This is a genomic window from Halomicroarcula saliterrae, assembly GCF_031624395.1.
In the GTDB taxonomy this organism is placed as follows: domain Archaea; phylum Halobacteriota; class Halobacteria; order Halobacteriales; family Haloarculaceae; genus Haloarcula; species Haloarcula saliterrae.
In genome coordinates, this window is record NZ_JAMQON010000006.1 from 131,931 (window position 1) to 151,669 (window position 19,739).

At 69.7% G+C, this 19,739-nt stretch carries 18 protein-coding genes; 10 read left to right on the forward strand and 8 right to left on the reverse strand.

Annotated features, from left to right (window positions below; all coding sequences use genetic code 11):
- The first annotated feature begins 30 nt into the window (after nucleotides 1-30).
- A complete protein-coding gene (locus tag NDI56_RS18570; RefSeq protein WP_310921219.1) occupies nucleotides 31-462 on the forward strand; it encodes a pyridoxamine 5'-phosphate oxidase family protein in 432 nt (143 codons plus the stop codon).
- A gap of 12 nt (nucleotides 463-474) precedes the next feature.
- Here the strand turns inward: NDI56_RS18570 and NDI56_RS18575 are convergent, their stop codons facing one another.
- A complete protein-coding gene (locus tag NDI56_RS18575; RefSeq protein WP_310921220.1) occupies nucleotides 475-1,056 on the reverse strand; it encodes a VIT1/CCC1 transporter family protein in 582 nt (193 codons plus the stop codon).
- 6 nt (nucleotides 1,057-1,062) lie between these two features.
- A complete protein-coding gene (locus tag NDI56_RS18580; RefSeq protein ID WP_310921221.1) occupies nucleotides 1,063-1,353 on the reverse strand; it encodes a DUF211 domain-containing protein in 291 nt (96 codons plus the stop codon).
- 45 nt (nucleotides 1,354-1,398) lie between these two features.
- Here NDI56_RS18580 and NDI56_RS18585 point away from each other — a divergent pair, with 45 nt between their 5' ends.
- A complete protein-coding gene (locus tag NDI56_RS18585) occupies nucleotides 1,399-4,026 on the forward strand; it encodes a cation-translocating P-type ATPase (protein WP_310921222.1) in 2,628 nt (875 codons plus the stop codon).
- A gap of 17 nt (nucleotides 4,027-4,043) precedes the next feature.
- Here the strand turns inward: NDI56_RS18585 and NDI56_RS18590 are convergent, their stop codons facing one another.
- Complete coding sequence (locus tag NDI56_RS18590) at nucleotides 4,044-5,735, reverse strand: NAD-binding protein (RefSeq protein WP_310921223.1); 1,692 nt, start codon at nucleotides 5,733-5,735, stop codon at nucleotides 4,044-4,046.
- Nucleotides 5,736-6,246: 511 nt separating this feature from the next.
- On the opposite strand from NDI56_RS18590, the gene NDI56_RS18595 reads away from it, so the two are divergent.
- The 5 genes from NDI56_RS18595 (at nucleotide 6,247) to NDI56_RS18615 (ending at nucleotide 11,300) form a co-directional block, all read left to right on the forward strand.
- Complete coding sequence (locus tag NDI56_RS18595) at nucleotides 6,247-7,233, forward strand: ParA family protein (protein WP_310921224.1); 987 nt, start codon at nucleotides 6,247-6,249, stop codon at nucleotides 7,231-7,233.
- Entirely contained in the window at nucleotides 7,230-7,667 is a 438-nt protein-coding gene (locus NDI56_RS18600) for a DUF7970 domain-containing protein (RefSeq protein ID WP_310921225.1), read from the forward strand. The genes NDI56_RS18595 and NDI56_RS18600 overlap by 4 nt, the downstream gene beginning before the upstream one ends.
- A gap of 77 nt (nucleotides 7,668-7,744) precedes the next feature.
- Entirely contained in the window at nucleotides 7,745-8,692 is a 948-nt protein-coding gene (locus NDI56_RS18605) for a DUF1616 domain-containing protein (protein ID WP_310921226.1), read from the forward strand.
- A gap of 74 nt (nucleotides 8,693-8,766) precedes the next feature.
- Nucleotides 8,767-10,569 (forward strand): glycosyltransferase family 2 protein, encoded by a 1,803-nt coding sequence (locus NDI56_RS18610; protein ID WP_310921227.1) that lies wholly within the window; start codon nucleotides 8,767-8,769, stop codon nucleotides 10,567-10,569.
- A gap of 59 nt (nucleotides 10,570-10,628) precedes the next feature.
- The gene (locus tag NDI56_RS18615; protein WP_310921228.1) at nucleotides 10,629-11,300 is read left to right on the forward strand and encodes a DUF7982 domain-containing protein; all 672 of its coding nucleotides are present in this window, start codon (nucleotides 10,629-10,631) and stop codon (nucleotides 11,298-11,300) included.
- A 6-nt stretch (nucleotides 11,301-11,306) separates the two neighbouring features.
- Here the strand turns inward: NDI56_RS18615 and NDI56_RS18620 are convergent, their stop codons facing one another.
- Entirely contained in the window at nucleotides 11,307-11,579 is a 273-nt protein-coding gene (locus NDI56_RS18620; protein ID WP_310921229.1) for a DUF8044 family membrane protein, read from the reverse strand.
- A 103-nt stretch (nucleotides 11,580-11,682) separates the two neighbouring features.
- On the opposite strand from NDI56_RS18620, the gene NDI56_RS18625 reads away from it, so the two are divergent.
- Nucleotides 11,683-12,228 carry a metal-dependent hydrolase gene (locus NDI56_RS18625; RefSeq protein WP_310921230.1) on the forward strand — a complete coding sequence of 182 codons (546 nt, stop codon included), beginning with the start codon at nucleotides 11,683-11,685 and terminating at the stop codon, nucleotides 12,226-12,228.
- Nucleotides 12,229-12,323: 95 nt separating this feature from the next.
- A complete protein-coding gene (locus NDI56_RS18630) occupies nucleotides 12,324-14,291 on the forward strand; it encodes a hypothetical protein (RefSeq protein ID WP_310921231.1) in 1,968 nt (655 codons plus the stop codon).
- On the opposite strand, the gene NDI56_RS18635 is transcribed toward NDI56_RS18630, so the two are convergent.
- From NDI56_RS18635 to NDI56_RS18650, 4 genes are read right to left on the reverse strand one after another with little or no spacing between them, the layout of a single operon-like run.
- Complete coding sequence (locus NDI56_RS18635; protein WP_310921232.1) at nucleotides 14,243-15,019, reverse strand: glycosyltransferase; 777 nt, start codon at nucleotides 15,017-15,019, stop codon at nucleotides 14,243-14,245. The two genes, NDI56_RS18630 and NDI56_RS18635, sit on opposite strands and share 49 nt — an antisense overlap.
- Nucleotides 15,013-16,224, reverse strand: a complete 1,212-nt coding sequence (locus NDI56_RS18640) for a glycosyltransferase family 4 protein (RefSeq protein ID WP_310921233.1) — start codon at nucleotides 16,222-16,224, stop codon at nucleotides 15,013-15,015. Before NDI56_RS18640 ends, NDI56_RS18635 begins: the two co-directional genes overlap by 7 nt.
- Nucleotides 16,221-17,141, reverse strand: coding sequence for a glycosyltransferase family 2 protein (locus NDI56_RS18645; protein ID WP_310921234.1), 921 nt, complete (start codon nucleotides 17,139-17,141; stop codon nucleotides 16,221-16,223). The genes NDI56_RS18640 and NDI56_RS18645 overlap by 4 nt, the downstream gene beginning before the upstream one ends.
- Nucleotides 17,134-18,369 (reverse strand): glycosyltransferase family 4 protein, encoded by a 1,236-nt coding sequence (locus NDI56_RS18650; RefSeq protein ID WP_310921235.1) that lies wholly within the window; start codon nucleotides 18,367-18,369, stop codon nucleotides 17,134-17,136. The genes NDI56_RS18645 and NDI56_RS18650 overlap by 8 nt, the downstream gene beginning before the upstream one ends.
- Nucleotides 18,370-18,531: 162 nt before the next feature.
- Here NDI56_RS18650 and NDI56_RS18655 point away from each other — a divergent pair, with 162 nt between their 5' ends.
- Entirely contained in the window at nucleotides 18,532-19,704 is a 1,173-nt protein-coding gene (locus NDI56_RS18655; RefSeq protein WP_310921236.1) for a hypothetical protein, read from the forward strand.
- Nucleotides 19,705-19,739: the final 35 nt, after the last annotated feature.

A 19,739-nucleotide genomic window follows, 5' to 3' on the forward strand; every position in this document is an offset into this window, starting at 1 on the left:
CTTATGTGGACACCTGTCATCGTACTAACTATGTCTCCACACAGCGTCGCGATGTCCGACGAGGAGCGCGACGAGTTCCTCGGCCGGGGCGGAACGGGCGTGCTCTCGCTGTCGACCGACGACGGTCCGCCCCACGCCGTTCCCGTCTCCTACGGCTACGACGCGGCGGAAGCGACCTTCTACTTCCGGCTGGCGGTCGGCGCCGACGGGTCCAAAGGCGAGTTGAGCGACCGCCCCGTGACGTTCGTCTACTACGCTCAGGAAGACGGTGACTGGCACAGCGTCGTCGCCGAAGGCCACCTCGAAGACGTCGAACGCGAGGGCATCGAGACCGAGACGCTGGACGGGCTCCGTCGGGTCGATATCCCGCTCATCGGCATCTTCGACCACCCCACGCGCGAGGTCGATTTCGACTTCTGTCGCCTCGTTCCGGACGCCCTGAACGCCCGCGTCCAGTCCTGAGCGACTCCCCGGCTACCCCGGGAGGAACACGTTGACGACGGCGACGACGAGGCCGGCAAGCGCCATGCGGAGCGCCGCGACGTACCACCGCTGTCCGGATATCGACCCCATGTACGCGCCGAACACGCCGAGGATACCGATTCCGAGCGCGACGGCGACCAGCGCCGACTCGACCATCGAGAGGACCGCTCCTTCGAGGCCGAAGGGCGACAGCGGAACGAGAACCCCGATGAGGGGACCGAGCCCGCTCATGGTCGCGTGGACCAAGCGTGCGCCCTGCCGGTCCCGCTGGATGCGGGTGTCGTCGAGGTCCACCAGCATCGCCCGCTCCATGCGCAGTATCTCGGCTCTGGTCTCGGCCCGCTCTATCTCCCAGACGCTCCACACCGCCGAGGTACAGAGCCCGACGGCGGCGCCGAGACCGATTTTGACGACCGTCAGGCCGTCCGGAACGCCCGAGAGGACGCTCCCGACGACGACGCCGATGCAGGTCAGTGTCCCGTCGAAACCGTTGGAGACGAAGTACCGCCGCGATATCGAGCGGACGTCCTCGTCCCCCAGCAGCCGACGGAGCGCGCGGCGAATCGAGGCCACGAGCCCTCAGCGGTCCTGTGGGGTCGGCCGGTCCTCGACGACCCGCTCGCCACAGGAGACCTGGTCGACGGAGTGGACCGTGCCGCCGAGGCGCTCTACCTCGGCCTCGGTGGCCTCGACGTCGACCGCCTCGCCGGCGAGGGTTACCTTCACGTTCTGGACCTCCTTGTCCCGCTCGATGAGGGAGGCGGTGACGCCGTCGACGCCGTCGACGCCGCTGAGGTGGTCCGCGAACTCGGCGAGGTCGGGGTCGTGGGGTTTCAGGACGTCGACGACGAGGCGCTTGAGGGGTGCCATAGCTACAAATGTGAACCGCCAGACACAAAACCGTGGCCGACCCCCATGACTGCCGGAGACACCGACTCATCGGGGACCGCGGCGCCACACACTCACTCCCCCGCCGACGTGCTGGCGGCCTACGACACCGAACCGGCGGGGCTCTCGGCGGACGAGGCGACCCGGCGTCTCGCCGACCACGGCCACAACGAGGTCGAGCGCGGGGGCGGACGCGGCGCCCTCGACATCCTCGTCGCGCAGTTCGACAGCGCGCTCATCTGGGTACTGGTGGCCGCCGCGGCCCTCTCGGTGTGGGCCGGGCACGCGGTCGATGCGGTCCTCATCGCCGTCATCGTGGCCGCCAACGGCGTCTTCGGGTTCCTGCAGGACTACCGGGCCGAGGAGAGTCTCGACGCGCTCCGCGAGCTGACCGCGCCGACGGCGACGGCGCGTCGCGACGGCGAGGCGACCGCAGTCGACGCCACGTCGCTCGTCCCGGGCGATATCGTCGAGCTCTCGGGCGGCGACGTCGTCCCGGCGGACGGCCGCCTGTTAGAGGCCCGCTCGCTGGAGGTCGACGAGGCGGCGCTCACCGGTGAGAGCGTGCCCGTCTCGAAAGGGGTCGCTCCGGTCGCCGCCGACACGCCGCTCGCCGAGCGGACTCCGATGGTTTACAAGGGGACGAACGTCACCCGCGGCAGCGGTGTCGCCGTCGTCACCGCGACCGGGATGGACACCGAGGTCGGCGGTATCGCCGGCGAACTCGCCGGGACGGCCGAGACCGACACGCCGCTGCAGGTAGAACTCGACAGGCTGGGCCGGGTGCTCGGCATCGGCGTCGTCGTCCTGGCGGCGCTCGTCGTCCCCCTCCTGCTCCTGCGTGGCACCGACCCCGTCCAGTCGGCGCTGACGGCCATCTCGCTCGCCGTCGCCGCCGTTCCCGAGGGGTTGCCCGCGGTGGTGACACTGACCCTCGCCCTCGGCGTCAGGCGGATGGCCGACGAGGACGCCCTCGTCCGGCGGTTGCCGGCCGTCGAGGCGCTGGGTGCCGTCGACGTCATCTGTACGGACAAGACCGGGACCCTGACCGAGGGGGAGATGTCGGTCAGCCGGATTTGGGTAAACGACAGCATCGTCCGGCCGGACCAGTCGGCCGAGCCGCCCGACGCCGAGCGCGTCGACCAGCTGCTCCGGGCCGGGACGCTCTGTAACGACGCCACCGTCGAGGCTGGCGACCCGACCGAGCGAGCCATCGTCGCGGCGGCCCGGGAGCGCGGTATCGACGTGGCGACGCTCCGCGCGGCGCGGCCACGAACCGGCGAGATACCCTTCTCCTCGGAACGCAAGTGGATGGGGACCGTCCACGACGACGCGGTGTACGTCAAGGGCGCACCGGAAGTCGTGCTCTCGAAGGCGGACCGGGTCCACACCGCCGACGGCCCCCGGGAACTGACCGAGGCGTCCCGGGACCGGATTCACGCTCAGGTCGGCGCGTTCGCCGACGACGCCCTGCGGGTGCTCGCAGTCGGCACCGCCGAGTCGGCCGACGTGGTCGAACGCGACGCCGCCGGCGACCCGGCCGACGTCAGCGGCGGCCTGACTTTCCTCGGTCTGGTCGGGATGATAGACCCGGCCCGCGAGGAGGTGGCCGGGGCGGTCGCGGCGACCCAGCGGGCCGGCATCGACGTGAAGATGGTGACCGGCGACAACGCCCGGACCGCCGCCGCAATCGGTGCCACGCTGGGGCTGGGCGGTGCTGTCGTGACCGGCCGCGACGTCGAGGCGCTCACCGACGACCAGCTCCGCGACCGAGCCGAGTCGGTCGACATCTTCGCCCGCACCGCCCCCGAGCAGAAGGTCCGTATCCTCCGGGCGCTTCAGGCCGGCGGTCACGTCGTCGCGATGACGGGCGACGGCGTCAACGACGCCCCGGCGCTGAAAAACGCCGACATCGGGGTCGCGATGGGGGTTCGTGGCACTGACGTGGCGAAACAGGCCAGCGACATCGTCCTGCTGGACGACGACTACGCGACCATCGAGCGGGCCGTCGAACGCGGACGGGCCATCTTCGACAACGTCTGGAAGTTCGTCGGCTACCTACTGAGCGCGAACGTGGCCGAGGTGGCCATCGTCTTCATCGCGTCCCTGCTCGGCTATCTCGTGCTCCCAGCGGTCCAGTTGCTCTGGATAAATCTGCTGACGGACGGGCTGCCGGCGCTGGCGCTGGGCGTCGACCCCCGGAGCGGTGACGTGATGGAGCGTCCCCCTCGGGACCCCGAGCGCGGCATCGTCGACCGCGGGATGCTCGGGCTCGTCGGCGGGACCGGCACCGTCTCGACGGCGGCGATTCTCGGACTGCTGTTTCTCACGCTCGGCGGCGCGCCGTCGGTCACCCCCTACGTCACGACGATGGTGTTTACCGCGTTCGTGTTTCTGGAGTTCGAGAAGCTCTACGTCATCCGCTGGCTCCGGGAGACACCGACGCTCTCGAACCGGTGGCTCGCCGCCGCGGTCGGTGGCTCCGTGGCGCTGCAACTCGCAGTACTCTACACGCCGCTTGCCGACTCCTTCGGGACGGTCCCGCTCGGGCTCGCGGACTGGGGGCTCATCGGGGGCCTGATGCTAGCGGTGTTGCCGCTCTATCTCGTCGTGGCATACCTCGTGCGCCGAGTCACTGTCGGGGCCGACGGCTGACGCCGACGCGAGTCGACTCAGCGACGCTCGGGCGCAGCGTCCACCGGTGCGACGTCGTACTGCTTGAGGAACTGCTGAACCGCTTCGTCCGGGCCCGCGAGCGTCAGCCGCTCTTCGCCGGTCAGCGTTCGCTGGGGGTCGATGGTGCTGGAGAGGCCGGTCTCGTCCTCGACGGCGATGATGCGACAGCCGGTCGCCTCGTAGATGCCCGACCCCGCGACGGTCGACCCGGCGAGTGGCGTCGCGGGCACGCGGATGAGTCGGATCTGACTCGCCGGGGCGAGCACGTCCTCGCCGCGCAGCTCCATCGCGACCATCCGGGCGCTCACCCGGGGCACCGAGAGGACGTAGTCCGCTCCGGCGGAGAGCGCTTTCCGCGTGGCGTCGGTGTCGTTGACGCGGACCAGTATTTCGACGTCGGGGTTCATCGACCGCGCGAGGACCGTCGTCAGCAGCGACATCGAGTCGTCCGCCAGTCCCACGATAATCGCACCGGCGTCTTCGATACCGGCCTCGCGGAGCAGCTCCTTCGACCCCACGTCGCCGACGAGGTCGACCCCGTTGCGGCGCTCCATATCGACGGTCACCACCTCGACGCCCGCCTCGGCGATGAGCTCGCTCGCGGCCTGTCCGACTTCGCCCTGTCCGACGACGATGATGTTGTCGTGCTCCGCGAGCCCCCGCGCCTGCCGGGTCGCGTCGCTGAACGCCTCCAGGGCCTCGTGGCCGCCCGAGACCAGCAACACGGTGTTGTCCCGGATTATCGCGTCCGGGTCCGGCGGGAGCTGGAGCTCCCCGTCTATCCACGCGCCGATGATGTTCGCCCCGGTCGCCTCCCGTATCCGGGAGTTCCTGATGCGGGTTCCGACGAGCGGGCTGCCGTGTCGGACCGGGAGTTCCGTCACCTCTAGGTCGCCGCCGAGGGCGACCGTGTCGAGCTCCGAACTGAACGACGAGAGCGCCTTCTCGGCGAGGCGGCGCCCGAGCAGTCCGTGGGGCGAGAGCACGCTGTCCGCGCCGGCGTCGAGCAGGACGTCGCGCATGTCGCTGTCGTCGGAGAGCGCGATGACGTCTACGTCCTCGCGGACCGACTGCACAGTCAGTATCGTGTTGACGTTCGCGTCCCCCGCGTCGGTGATGACCGCCCGCGCCGTCCCGATGCTGGCCCGCTCGAAGGCCCGCGCGTCCTGAGGGGAGCCGTGGATAACCGAGTAGCCGTCGTCGGAGAGCTCCTTGGCGTTCGCTTCGTCGGAGGCGATGAGGACGTACTCGATGCCCAGCTCACGGAGCTCTTCCAGCAGGACGGCCGAATCACGCCGGTATTCGCAGATGACGACGTGGTCCGATTTCGGCGTCAGCCGGTCGTCGAGGTTCACCTCGGCCCCGGTAAACAGCGGGATGATGATGAGCCGCAGCGTGAAAAACCCGAGCGCGATACCCGATATCTGGGTCGCCGCGACGAACAGGAACATCGCGGGGTGGCTCCAGTAGCCGGCGTCCTGCCCGTACCCCGTCGTCGTCATCGTCTGGACGACGAACTCGAAGGAGGCAAACAGCGACTGGTCGACTCCCTCCAGGTGAGCCAGCGCGAGGTTGTAGGTGACCGTATAGCAGAGCACGAGCCCCACGAGTCCGGTGAGATAGTAGAGTATCAGCCGATTGCGTCTGGAGTACTCGATTTCGGGGAGCGACCACGAGAACAGTTTCATTCGGATTGGTACCGACTTTCGGGCAACGCGAACAAATAGATTCGGTCTCCGTGGAACCCCCCGGTAGCGGGCAGTCGACCCGCTCGAAGGCATCTGTTACGTCTGTCTGTCATAGCTGTCTGTAACGACTGTCTGGTATGAGACGCTGTATCTGCCCGATGTCGGGCGACTTTCGCGACGCGACGGTGTCACAGCGGATGGTCAGGATGGTCTGGAACCGATATCTGTCTTGGATAGCTGACCGAGATTTCTGTAACAGCTCACTGTCATAGTTATCTGTTATCGGCTTCTGTCACAGAAATCTGTATCGGCTGTTCGGGGCCGATGGCTGTAACAGCGCTCCGGGGTGAACGAGGGCTCGAACCGAGTACCGGAGCTGTCGAGGGCAAAACCGCAGTACTGCAGACGTTACAGACGAAAATAACAGACGAATGTTACAGACTACTATAACAGATAACTGGCACAAATGTCTGACACAGATTTATGCGACAGGCACGCAACAGAGTGGCATATGATAACGGCCGTTGTGTACTCGGAGTCGGGGGGGACGTACAAGACGACGATGACCGCCAACCTCGCGGTCGCGCTCCACCGCATGGGGCTGAAGACGCTCGTGCTGGACCTCGACCCGCAGGAGGGAAATCTCACGAGCCTCTTCGAGGCCGGTGGTCGCCGGAGTGACCCGGACGCGGACAATCTGGTCAAGCACATCCTCGACATGCCCGATGGCTCCTTCGACGACCTCGTCGAGACGACGGCCGAGGGCGTCGATATCGTGCCGAGCCACGACATGCTGGGCGATTTCACGTCGAATCTGGAACAGAAGATATCCTACGAGACGGGCATGCAGAACATGAGCCGCGAGGAGTACCCCCGGTTCGAGCTCCTGTACGACCTGCTGTGGGAGACCGAGGGGGTACAGGAGGAGTACGACGCCGTCCTCATCGACCCCAACGCCCGCGCCGAGGACCTGCTGTACAACGCTATCTTCGCCCTCCGGACGCTCGTCGCCCCGGTCAAACCCGCGGGCAAGGGGAACCTGAGTCTCGACGGGCTGGGCGAGCTCGTGGGGAACATGGAGCGCCAGCTCGACATCGAGGTCGGCCTCTCCTGTGTGGTCCCCTCGGGCGTCGGGCAGACCAACGCTCACCAGCAGTACCGCGAGCAGTTCGAGAACACGCCGGAGTTCGCCACGCCGGTCAGTATCGGGAACCGCGAGAGCCTGATGGACGCGATGTGGGAGGCCCGCGGGTCGGCGTTCAAGGTGGTCGAGGAGCGCTGGAAGACCTTCGAGCGCGACGGGGAGATGGTGAGCGAGCCGGGCCAGCGCCGGGTCCGGGACCGGGAGATCGAGACGCTGCGGAAGCTGTACGCGCTGGCCTACTTCATCGCGACCGAGACGTTCGACGCCGACGTCGACCCGCTGCTAGACGTCACGGTCGACGGCGAGACGCGTCGGATAGACCTCCGCGAGACGCGGGAGGTGACGACGGCATGACCAACTTCAAGTCCGGCTCCGGGAATCTCGATTTCGGCGGTGACAGCGACGAGGAGTCGACTGGCGAGCGGGCCGACACCGAGGTGGCGGGTAGCTCGACGGCCGACCCGGACGGGAGCGAGACCGCCGGAGCGACGGTCGACGGGGACGCGACCGACGACCGGCCATCGACGCGGCGGTCGGGCGGCGAGACCTACCCGTACTTCGTCCGACGGAACAACGTCGGCGACGAGCGGGACACCCGCCTGGAGATTCACGTCCGTGACAAGGTGGCTGACCAAGAAGCGGGGTTCCGCCACGACCTCGCCGAACAGCTCGGCGCGAGCGACGTCTCGAAGACCGACGCCCGGGAGTTCGCCCTGCTTGCGGCCTTCGAACACCCCGAACGGGTCGCCGAGCTCATGCGCGAGGAGGGGTTCGACTCGCTGGGGTGAGACCACCCGTTCGCCGGTCGGTTTCCGGATACGTCCCACTCCGCGCCCTTTTAGTTCCCCGGCGGTGAGAGGTTCGTATGACTGATACGGGGGTCGAGGACCGCTGGACCGCGACGGCCGACCTCGGTGTGACCGTTCTGTCGGTCGCGCTGGTGGCTGTGGTCGCCTTCTCCCCCGCGGGCTCGGTGCGCCCGCTGGCCCTCGCCGTCGGGGTACCGTTCGTCCTGCTGGTCCCCGGCTACGCGTTCGTCTCGGCCGTCTTCCCCCGGGCCGGGGAGACAGGGCCGACGGACGAGCCGGGGATGTCGTGGCTCGGCCGGCTCGGCCTGAGCGTCGGCGGGAGCGTCGTCGCGGTCGGGGTCGTCGGCGGCCTGCTGGATTTCACCGTCTGGGGGTTCCAGCGCGAGGCGGTCGTGGCCGGGCTCTGTCTGTTCACGCTCGCCGCGACAGTCGTCGCGTGGTACCGCCGCCGGCGACTCCCGGTCGACCGCCGCGCGGGCACTACTGCCGGGGCGATAGCGGCCCGCACGCGAACGGCGGTCCGCGGTGACGGGGTCGCGGGCACGCTGCTGACGCTCGTCGTGCTCCTGTCGGCCGCCGGCGCGGTCGGTGTCGTCGCAGAGGAGTCGGCGAACGACGGCCTCGTCACCGAGTTCTACCTGCTCGGCGAGGACGGGTCGGGCGAGCTCGTCGCGGACAGCTACCCCGAGGCGGCGACGGTCGGTGAACCCACGACGGTCGGTGTCGGCGTCGGCACGACCGGCCCGCGGGCGTTCGATGGACGCGTCGTTGCCCGCCTCGAACGCATCACGCGCGAGGGCGACACCATCCGGGTGCGCGACGCGCGGGTTCTCGACCAGTTCAGCGTCCGGGTCGGCCCCGGTGAGACGACCGTGCGGCGCCACACCGTCCAGCCGCCCTTCGCCGGCGAGCGACTCCGTCTCACCTACCGGCTGTACCGAGCGGGCGCCGACTCGCCGCTCCGGCAGGTCCACATCTGGCTAACTGTCACTCGTCCGGCCTGATATTTCCGGGTTCTGTCGGCATCTATATTATCCGGACGGTCGTCGAATGGGACGTACATGGGTGTGGACTGGCGATGAGTGAGCATTCAGTCGGTGACTCCGGGAGCCACAGTGACGTCTCCGTGACGCGCTCGGTCGTCGACCTAGACGGTGACCGCCACCTCTCAGTGGTGTCGATGACCGGGGACGGGAGCGATTCGACGGTGGTCCGAATCACTGATACGCTCCCGGACTCGCACACGCTCCACCTCGGCCGGACGGAGCATTCGGTCGAAAACGGTGGGACGCTCGACGTCGAGACCGCTGTCGGTCCCGACGAGGTGGTCCGCTTTGGCTACGTGCTCGCCGGCTCCGAGGAGCCGACGCTCGCCGACCTGACGGTCGAACTGGACACGGACCTGCGGACGGACGGCGGTATCCGTGCCGTCTGGCGGGGGCCGGACGGACAGGAGGCGCCACTCGTGGTGGCGCCGGACCGACTGCTCGGCAGTCAGGGCCTGGAGCTCCCGGTCGTTTCGGGGCCGACATCGAACGGGTCCCGGGCGGCCGCCGACTCCGAACGCGCGGTCTCGCCCCTGGACGGCGCCGCCATCGGCGTCGTGCTCACGCCGACCAACGGGGACGCGGCGCTGCGGACGGTGTTGCGGGCGACCCGGCGGGGCCACACGGTGTTTGTCACCTACAGCGGCCGCTCGGCCGACGTGGAGTCGCTCGACCAGCTCTCCTCGCTCGGCGCGCTCGTCGTCGAGCCGCCGGGGACGAAGACCTCCCAGTCCGCCCTCAACCGGCTACTCTCCGAGGCCGCCCGCGAGCGGGGGCTGCCCGGCATCGTCCTGCAGACGCGGGACTGCCCGCGCATCGACTACGACCGGACGGCCGAGGCGTACGAGAGGGCCGACTACGAGGTGGTCGCGATTCCGGAGAACTGGACCACCTCGTCCGACAGCCCGACGGTCGTCGTCGGCATCCCGGCGTACAACGCCGCCACGAGCATCGGCGCCGTCGTGGAGCGAGCGGCCGCCTTCGCCGACGAGGTGGTCGTCGTCGACGACGGGAGCCGCGACGAGACGGCCGTTCGTGCCCGGGAGGCCGGGGCATCGGTGGTCATTCACGAGGTGAACCGCGGCTACGGCGGGGCGCTCAAGACCCTCTTCCGGACGGCCGCGGACCGCGACGCGGAGCATCTCGTCGTCATCGACGCGGACGGGCAACACGACCCCTCGGACATCCCGATGCTGGTAGAGACCCAGACCCGCGACGACGCCGATATCGTCATCGGCAGCCGGTACGTGGGCGAGCGGGACACGAAGATCCCGTTCGTCCGGTCTATCGGCCTCGGGCTCATCAACGGCCTCACCAACGCGAGTATGGGGAATCTCCGCCCGAGCGGCTTCGTCCACGACACGCAGAGCGGCTACCGGGCCTACAGCCGACGGGCCGTCCGCTCGCTCGCGGCGGACCCGATGATAGGGAACAACATGGGCGCGAGCACCGACATCCTCTATCACGCCCACCGGGCCAGACTCGGTATCAGCGAGGTGCCGACGACGGTGTACTACGACGTGGAGAACTCCAGTTCGCAGGGCTCGCTCTCACACGGCGTCGACCTGCTGCGCAACATCGTCTGGACCGTCGAGTACGGCCGCCCGCTTCTGGTCGTGGGGATGCCCGGCGCCATCTCGACGGTCATGGGTATCGCCGTCACGGTCCTGTTGCTCACGACGTATCTGGAGACCGGCACGGTGTATGCCCACCAGCTCCTCGTCTCGATCCTGTTCGCAGTCGGCGGTATCCTGCTGTGTATCGCGGCGATACTGATGCACGTGCTGAACGTCCACCCGACGATGAAGCGACTCACGACCGATGCCAACAACTAAGCGGATTGCCCGACACCCTCGGGACATGTTCCGAGCGGCACCAGCGGCGGTGGGCCAGCGTGGGTAGCGAGGCCGCAACCGGTGGCGGGCTCCGCGACCGGTTCGGCCCGCGGAACCCGGCCCCCGCGTTCGGGGTCCTCGGGGTCGGCCTCGTCGGGGCCGCCGTCGCCGTCCCGGCCTTCGAGACGCTGCTTTTCGCCTGGGGCGGCACCGCGCTGTTTGCCGCCGTGCTCCTGCGGTTCGTCACCACCACCGCGACGGTCCCGGCAGCCGTCGCGACGGATGTCCACGCCGTCGCTGCGGGGAACGCGCGCCGGTTCGCGGGCACCGGCCCGCACCGATACGTCCCCGACGGCGACTCCGTCTCGCTCGTCGTCGGGGGGGACGCTTCCGGCGACCGGCCCGGGACGGCGCTCGACCCCGTCGGCGAGCGCCTGCTGGCGCCGCTCGCGGAGCCAGCCTCCGAGCCGACCGTCGAGAACCGCGTGCCGGTCCTCCTCGACGCCGTCGTCCACGACCTCGAACTGGCCGCCGGCGCGCGGAGCCGGACGACCGACACGGGCGTCGAAGTCACCGTCACCGGCGTGCAGGTCGGCACGGCGGAGCTGTTCGACCATCCCGCCGTCTCCGTCGTCGGCGTCGGGCTCGCCGACGCGCTCTCGGCGCCGGTCCGGGTCGACCCGACAGTCGAGGACGGCCGGCTGGTCGTGGCCTGTCACTGGCGCGAGTAGCCGGCCCTAGAACGTGGCGACGAACTTCTCGAGCGTTCGCAGTCCGACGACGACAGCGAACACGACCGTTCCCGCGACGAGCGGCCAGCGGAGCCGCGAGCGCCACGCCGGCGTCGCGTGGACCGGTGCGGTCAGCGCCGTGAGCAGCGCCAGTCCGAAAAAGGCGCTCACGAAGACGAACTCCAGTGTCAGCGCCCCGGCCGTCGCCAGCAGCCCGACACTCCCCAGCGTCCACCCGGTCTGGGCGTAGAGGAACCGGCGCTGTCTCGCTGTGGTCATCTCAGGTCCGCTACCCCGGCGACGACTATAGTTCCTGTGGGTCCCAGTGGCGCGTCACTCGGTCGGCGGGTTCAAGCCAGTTGGCACCGTCCTTGTCACAGAGATGTTCCCGTGGACTCACGCCGCCTTCGGCTACGCGCTCTTCGTCCTCCTGGCCGGAGCGCTCGTCGCCCTGGGGCTGCGTGGGCGCCTCTCGAAAGCGGAGCTACTCGCCGTGGTCTTCGCCACGCAGCTCCCGGACCTCGTCGACAAACCGCTGGCCTGGTGGTTCGCCCTCATCCCCTCCGGGCGGTCGCTGGCGCACTCGCTGGTGCTCGCCGTCCCGCTCTCGCTTGCCGTCCTCGCCGTCGCCCGCCACCGCGGCCACGCCGAGGTCGGGCTCGCCTTCGCCGTCGGCTACGCCAGCCACCTCGTCGGTGACGTCTACGTCGCGGTGTACTACTGGCGGGTCGAGGAGTTCACGTTCCTCCTGTGGCCCGTCCTGCCGGCCTACCCCTACGACGACTACGCCGGTCTGGGGGCGCTCGTCGGCGGCATCGAACTGACGACGCCGCTGCTTTCGGCCGTCGGCCTCGCGGTGTTCGCCGGCCTCGTCTTCCTCGTGCACTTCTTGCGGGCGCCGTGGTGGTCCCCCGCGGTCCGGCGCTGACCGGCCCCGCTCGTCCGCTGCGTTCCAGTTCCCGCCGCGTGCATCGCAACTGCAACACTTTTGCTACCGCCCACTGAAGGGGAGGCAACGCATCGATGGTCTCTCTCTCGCAGTTCCGACGGCCCTCCTACGTCCCCGTCGCTGTCTGTCTGCTAGCAGTCGTCGGACTGGTCGCCGCGGCCGTTCTCGAACTGGTCCCGCGGCCGACGCTGCTTCGCGCCGCGTTCACCCTCTTTGGCGCGGTCGTCGCGCTAGCGCTGTACGCCGCCTCCCGTGCGGGACCGCCGTCGGCGTCGCGGCGTCTCTCCCCCGATATCGCGACGAAAGCCGTCGTCGCGCTGGCCGCCGGCGCCGTCGTCGCCACGGCGATGCTCGACACCCGCCTGCTCCCGTTCGCGGTCGTCCTCCCGGTCGGGTTCGCCCTCGTCGCGCTCCAGCTCCGGGCCGACCCCTCCGTCCCGGCCGTGCTGACACAGCTCTGTGCGCTGTTTGTCGCCCCGCGGCTGGGCAAGTATCTCACGACCGGCTTCTACTTCGGCGGCACCGACACGTTCGCTCACGTCGCCGCCGTCGACACCCTCGTTCGGGCGCGGTACACGCCCGCGATTCCCCACGGGTACGACCTCTATCCCGTCTTTCACTTCCTCGTCGGGACGGTCACGCACATCACGGGGCTGCCGGCCTACGACGCGCTGGTGCTCACCGGCGTCGCGCTGTTCACGCTGTGTGTCCCGCTCGCGTATCTCCTGGGAGCGGCCGTCTTCGGTTCGACGCGGCTTGGACTGGCGACGGCGCTCGCGGCCGCCGTTCTGGAGTTCTTCGCGTACCACGCGCTGTATTTCTACCCGCAGGCGCTCGCTGTCGTCCTCCTGCTGGTCGCTCTCTACGCCAACAGACAGCTCCTGAGCGCCCGGTTCGAGGGGCCCTACCGCCGCCACTCCGTGTTCGTGCTGGCGCTGGTGGCGACGATGGTCGTCACCCACCACCTGACGTATCTCCTCTTTGCCGGCCTGCTCGCGGCCGCCGCGCCGGTGGCGCTCGCGCGCTCGCGGCTCTTCCCCGAGGCCGGCCTGAGCCGCTCGCTGCGATACCGGTGGCTGTTTCCGGGCGTTCTCGGCGGGCTCTTCCTCCTCGTCTACTGGGCCTACTCGCCGAGTCTCATCCTCGTCGGTATCTTCGAGCTGACCCTCGGCGTGCTGTTCGACGTCGTCGACGTGCCGACCGCCCGGCTGTTCACCTACGGCGTGACACTGCCCGCCGACACGCTCGACCGGGCGGTCGCGTGGCTGCTGACGCCGACCGGGCTGTACGCCACCGGGCTGGGCGCGGTCCTGCTGCTCGCGGGCTACGAACTCCTCGACGACCTCTCGGCGTACCGGCGCGGGTTCACGCTCGCTGTCACCGGGCTGGGCCTCTCGGCGCTGTTGCTCCCGCTTCCCGTCCCGATTCCACAGATAGAGCGGCTGAAGTTCGTCGTGTCGCTGTTCGCGCTGTTGCCACTGGCCGTCGGCCTCCACCGGGCGCTCGCCGTCGAGCGCCGCTACGTGGTCGCGTCGCTCCTGCTGGTGGCGACCCTCGGGGGCGCGACGGCGTTTACCGTCCTCGCGGCCGACGACACGACCCGCGTCTACATCGACGAGCCGCGCGAGCAGGTGTCGATGTCGAACGGCGAGTACCGGTCGGTCCGGACGACTGCGGCGTTCGTACAGGGGTACGGCAACGGCACCGTGGCCACCGACCGGGTGACCAACCGGGCCTTCGAGACCGCCCGGTTCAACGCGACCCGGCCGCTCCGGGCCCGCTCGGCGGGCGTGCGAACCGACGCGACCTACCTCGTCGCGCGCGAGCGCTGGACCGACCACGTGGTCGCGCTCGGCCAGGGGGTACGCACCGGCGACCTGAACAGCTTCGCCGTCTCACAGCGGCGCTTCGAGGCGGCCGACGCGACGGCGAACAAAGTGTACACGACGGACGGCGTCCGGGTGTACCGGAGCTCGGACGGGTTCCGCGGGGTCTACGGCGAGAACGGGAGCGCGCGGAACAGCACGCTCCGCGCCAGATAGGCGACCGAGTAGGGGTGCGGCGTGATGCGGACCGCCCGCCCGAGAAAGGTGACCGCGCGGTCGTAGTCGCCGGCGGCGTGACAGGCCACGCCGAGGTCCGTGTAGAGCTGGTTGTAGTAGACCGTGAGATACGGCTGGGCGGCCGGGACCCGCTCGCTGACCAGATAGCCGAAGCGTTTGGCGTGTTCGCGGTACTCGTCGACGGCCATCCCCGAGGCCATCATGCTCCCCTCGTGGCGGCGCCGCGAGAACAGGTCCGGGCAGCAACAGACGCCGCCCTCGGTCGCCGCTTCGAGGACGTACAGCAGGTCTTCGCCGCGCTGGAGCCCCGTCTCGAAGCGGACGCCGACCTGCTCCGTGTCGACGAGGATGGCCGAGGTGACCTCCGAGAGCTCGCCGACGAACACGTCGTAGACGAAATCGTCGAGCGTCGTCGGCGGCCCCTGCACGCAGAGCCCGGCCCCGGTCTCCCGCATCCGGTCGAGCTGGCGTTCGAGCTTGTCGGTGGCCCAGAGGTCGTCGGCGTCGAGGAAGGCGACGTAGCGCTCGCCGGCCCGCTCCAGCCCCGCGTTGCGGGCGTCCGCCGGCCCGGTGTCGACGTCGTCGACGACGACCAGCTCGGTCGGGACGGTCTGGTCCGCGACCGTGCGTTTCGCCTCTTCCAGCATCGACTCGGGCGTGTACCGCTCGCTGTACGGGATGACGACCGAGACTGTCTCGCTCACCATTCGGCCAGCACCTCCGCGTGGACCTCGGTCACCTGCTCGGCGTGATGTGACCACGTCCACTGCTGGTCCAGCAGCCGCTGGCGGCCGGCCCGTCCCATCTCGCGCAGCCGCGCCGGCTCGTCGAGCAGCCGGTCGAGCGTCGCCGTCAGCCGCTCGGGGGCTTTCGGCGGGACGAGCACGCCGGTCTCGCCGTCGACGACCATCTCCGGGATGCCGCCGACGTCCGAGGCGACGACGGGCGTCTCGGCGGCCATCGCCTCGTAGACGACCGTCGGGCGCCCCTCCCGCCAGCTAGGGTGGACGAGGGCGTCGGCCGCGACCTGCCAGCGCCGCAGCGCCACGGGGTCTAACCGCCACTGCGAGCGGGCGGGGTGGGAGAGCTCGCCGAGCCGGTCCAGCAGCCACCACCGGAGGTCCCCCTCGTGGCCGACCGTCACGAGCATCACGTCGTCGCGGTCGAGCGCGTCGACGGCCGCGACGAGCTCTTTGAGCCCCTTCTGCTCGGTGTAGGCCCCGACCGACAGCAGCAGTTTCGTGTCGGGGTCGATACCGAGCTCGGCCCGAATCTGTTCGCGCCGGTCCGTCGGGAACTTCTCGGGGTCCTCGCCGATGGGGACGGTGGTCACCTTCTCGGCGGGGGCGAAACGCCGGGCCACGCCGGCCAGTTCGTCGCTGACGACGAGGATACGGGCCGCGTAGTCGACGGTCTCCCGGATGCGCCGCTGGGCCTGCTCGTTGAACGAATCGAAGTTGTGGAGGTCGACGGCGTGGCTGTTGACCACGAGCGGGACGTCGTGGGCCCGGCAGTACGGCAGGAGCCCGTAGCCGTCCAGATAGATGTCCGAGGTGTGGACGATGTCGTGGGGCGTCTCGAACGTCCGCTCGACGTAGCGGGGCACCCGCTTTTGCAGCGAGTCGCCCGAGATGTGGTAGAAGTGCCGCTTGGGAACCATGTAGAGAAAGCGCGGGTAGTGGGCCACGTAGGTCCCCCACCGCTCGGTCTTCGGGACCCGCGAGTACTCGGAGTTGGGCCCGACCGGCGGCGCGACGGGCGTCGGCACCACCACGTCGAGGTCGGCGTTCGTCCGGTTGATGGCGTCGAACGACCGGTGGTTGAACGGCGATCGGACCTGCAGCGAGTGGCTCTGGTGGTGGATACAGCAGGCCAGCACGTCGTAGGGCGCTCCGTCGGCGGGACCGCTCATCGCTCCCTCCCGGCGAGGGCCCGCAGGCCCAGCACCGACCAGAACGCCAGCCTGGCGAGGTTCTTGGGGCGCGCGACGGTCCCGGCGTCGAGGTAGTCGGCGGCCTCGCCAAAGCGGCCCTCGGCGAGGAAGTGGCCGACGAGTCCCATCCGGTGCACCTGCCGGACCGGGACCCCACGGGCTTCGAGCTCGCGAACGAGGTCGGCGTTTCGCTCCAGGTACCGGCGGTCGTTTGCCACGTAGGCCTCCGCGGGGGCGTCCCCGGTGAAGTGGGTCAGCGCGAGCGGTTCGTCGACGTAGGCGAGTTTCCCGACGCCGAGCACCCGGAGGACGAGGTCCCAGTCCTCGTAGATAGCGAGCCCCTCGTCGAACTCGCCGGCGGCCGCCAGCGCGCTCCGTTCGACCAGCAGCGTCGACCCCGGCCCCATGAACACCTGCATCGAGAGCAGCGACTCGGCCAGCTCCCGGCCGCCCTCCCGCGGTGCCGTCGACCGAAACAAGCGCTCCGAGACGACCGTGGCGAGTCGCCCGGCCGCCGAGAGCCCCGCCGTCGCCACGTCGCAGTAGGCCCCGACCCACCCCTCGCCGCGCTCGTCGACGGCGGCCAGTTGCCGTTCGAGCTTCCGGGGGAGCCACTCGTCGTCCGAGTCGAGGAAGGCGACGTACTCGCCGCGGGCCGCCGCGACGCCGGTGTTGCGGGCGGCGCTGACGCCCCGGTTTCGCTCGTGGGCGAGCGGGCGGACCCGCTCGTCGTCGTACCCCTCGACGACGCCCCGCGTCCCGTCGCTGCTGCCGTCGTCGACGACGACCACTTCGAGGTCGGCCATCGTCTGGGCGAGCGCGCTGTCGATGGCCCGGCCGACCACGTCGGCGCGCTCGTAGGCCGGAACCACGACGCTGACGCGGGGCTCAGTCACGCATGACCCTCCGGTGGACCTCGGTCAGGCGCTCGCCGTGGCGGGTCCACGTCCACTGCTGGTCCAGCAGCCGCTGCAGGCCGGCGACGCCCAGCTCCCGCAGTCGCTCGGGGTCGTCGAGCAGGTAATCGAGCGCCTCGGTCACCGCCGCGGCGTCGTACGGCGGGACGAGCACGCCGGTCTCGCCGTCGACGACCATCTCCGGGATGCCGCCGACGTTCGAGGCCAGCACGGGCGTCTCGGCGGCCATCGCCTCGTAGATGACCGTCGGCCGCGCCTCGAAGTAGCTGGGCAGGACGAGCAGGTCGGCCGCGACGTGCAGCCGCCGGACGGCGATGGGGTCGAGCTCCCAGTAGGCGTGTGCGGGGTGGCGCAGTTCCCCCAGCCTGTCGAGGAACCACCAGCGCAGCGCCCCGCCGTGGCCGACGGCGGCGACGCTCACGTCCTCGCGGTCCAGTGCTTCGAGCGCGGCGGCCAGCTCCCGGACGCCCTTCTCCTTCTCGAAGCGGCCGACGTACAGCAGCAGCTTCGTGTCGGGGTCGATACCCAGCTCCGCGCGAATCGCCTCGCGTCGGTCACGGGGGTACTTCTCGGGGTCCTCGCCGATGGGGAGGGTCTCCACCTTGCTCGCGGGGGCGAAGCGCCGGGCGATGTCGGCGAGTTCGTCGCTGACGGTCAGGACGGCCGAGGCGTAGTCGATGGTCTCGCGAATCCGGGCCTGAACGCCGTCGTTGAACGTCTCGAAGTTCTTCAGGTCGCCCGCGTGCGAGAGCGCCACCAGCGGGATGTCGTGGGCTCGACAGTAGTCGAGGAGACCGTAGCCGTCGAGATAGAAACTGCAGGCCTGGGCCACGTCGTGGGGCGTCTCGAAGGTCGACTCCACGTAGCGCCGCGCGCGCCTTCGCAGCGAGTCGCCCGAGCGGTGGTAGAAGTAGCGTTTCGGCAGCGCGTAGAGGTACCGCGGATAGTGGACCTCGTAGCTTCCCCAGCGCTCGGTCTTCGGGACGTGTCGGTACTCCGAGAACGGGCCGACCGGCGGGGCGAAGGGCGTCGGTGACACCACGTCGAGGTCGACGCCGGTGGCTGCGAGCGCGTCGAACGAGCGGTGGTTGAACGGCGTCCGAACCGGGAAGACGTGGCTCGGGTGCTCCGTCGCGCAGCCGAGGGCGCGGTAGGGGTGGGCTGACTCGACGGGCACGTCGCTTCGGGAGGGAGCGTCATCTGACATGAGAGAGCACGTCGCCACACGGCGGTGGGACGGTGTAGTGTCCTGCTATACACCGAGTCCTGTGTTATGCCTTCCGGGGAGTATTCAGTTAGATAACGCTTTTCCTGCCCGATACCCTACGGACGGCAGTGTGTTTCCTATCGCCCGAACTGAGCTGGTACCGTGACGCCCCCGCTCGGTCGCCGCGCCTACCTCGCTGCCCTGCTCGCGTCGACGACCGCCGGCTGCTCGCTGTGGGGCGGTGAGGCGGTGCCGACCGAGACACAGGCCACGCCGTCGGCCGTCGACTCGCTCGTGACCGGGCGGGTCGTCGCTGTCGGACCCAACTTCGAGCGGACGACGGTCGCGACCGACGGGACCGAGACGCCGGTCCAAGACGCGCTGGACGCCATCGCGGACTCCGGCGGTCGCGTCTACCTCCCGCCGGGGCGGACGCGCGAGCGCGGTCCCGTTCGCCCGCACGCAAACACCGGGATTTACGGCTTCGGGATGAACGTCTCCGTCCTCGAAATCGCCCGGTCCGGCACCGACGGCATCCGGTTCGACCGGGTCCAGCGCGCGAACCGCGTCCAGCTGGACGGCTTCGAGCTCCGGGGACCGGGCCCGGACACCGAGTCGGGCGTGGCGATACGTTTCCGCGACAACGGTGCCGACCCCGTCACCGACCCGGCGGACTTCTACGTCGGCCGGCTCTACTGCTGGGGGTGGACGAACTCGGTGTACCGGGTCGAGGAGGGCGTCGGCCCCTTTCAGGGTCGCCACGATTTCCTCCGGATGGACGACTGCGACGCCGGCGACGAGGACGCGCTTCTCGAATGGCGTGCCGCCTACGGCCCGGCCAACTGGTTCGGGACGGTGGTGGCGTACCCGTCGGCGTCGTGGAGCGGCGCCGACAGCGGCCTGCTGTACCAGCGCGGGGGCGGGCTCTCCGTCGGCGACATCACGACCGGTGCGACCACGGGACGGCTCGTCGATATCCGCGAGGGGCGCCTCCACGTCGGGCGCCTCCACTACGAGCCGGTCGACCAGCGGTCGGTCCCGGAGTCGCTGGTCCGTATCGGCGGCGACGGGGCGACGCGGGTCACCGACGTCCTCGTCGACTCGGGTTCGGTCCGGTACGTCTACGAACTCGCAGACGGCACCGGCAACGCGGTCCTGTTCGGCCCGCGCGAGGGCCGCGGGACGATCCGCGAGAACATCGTCGCTGTCACCGGCCAGCTCGACCGGACCCGTCGCTCGTGGTACTTCGGTCGCTCCGGGGACGTCGACGTGAACGGGTCCCGGGGGACCGGTAGCCTCCGCGTCCTTGGCGCTGCCGGGACCGGCCTGGGCTGACGCCGGCACCGACAGGACTATTCGCTGACCCCGCG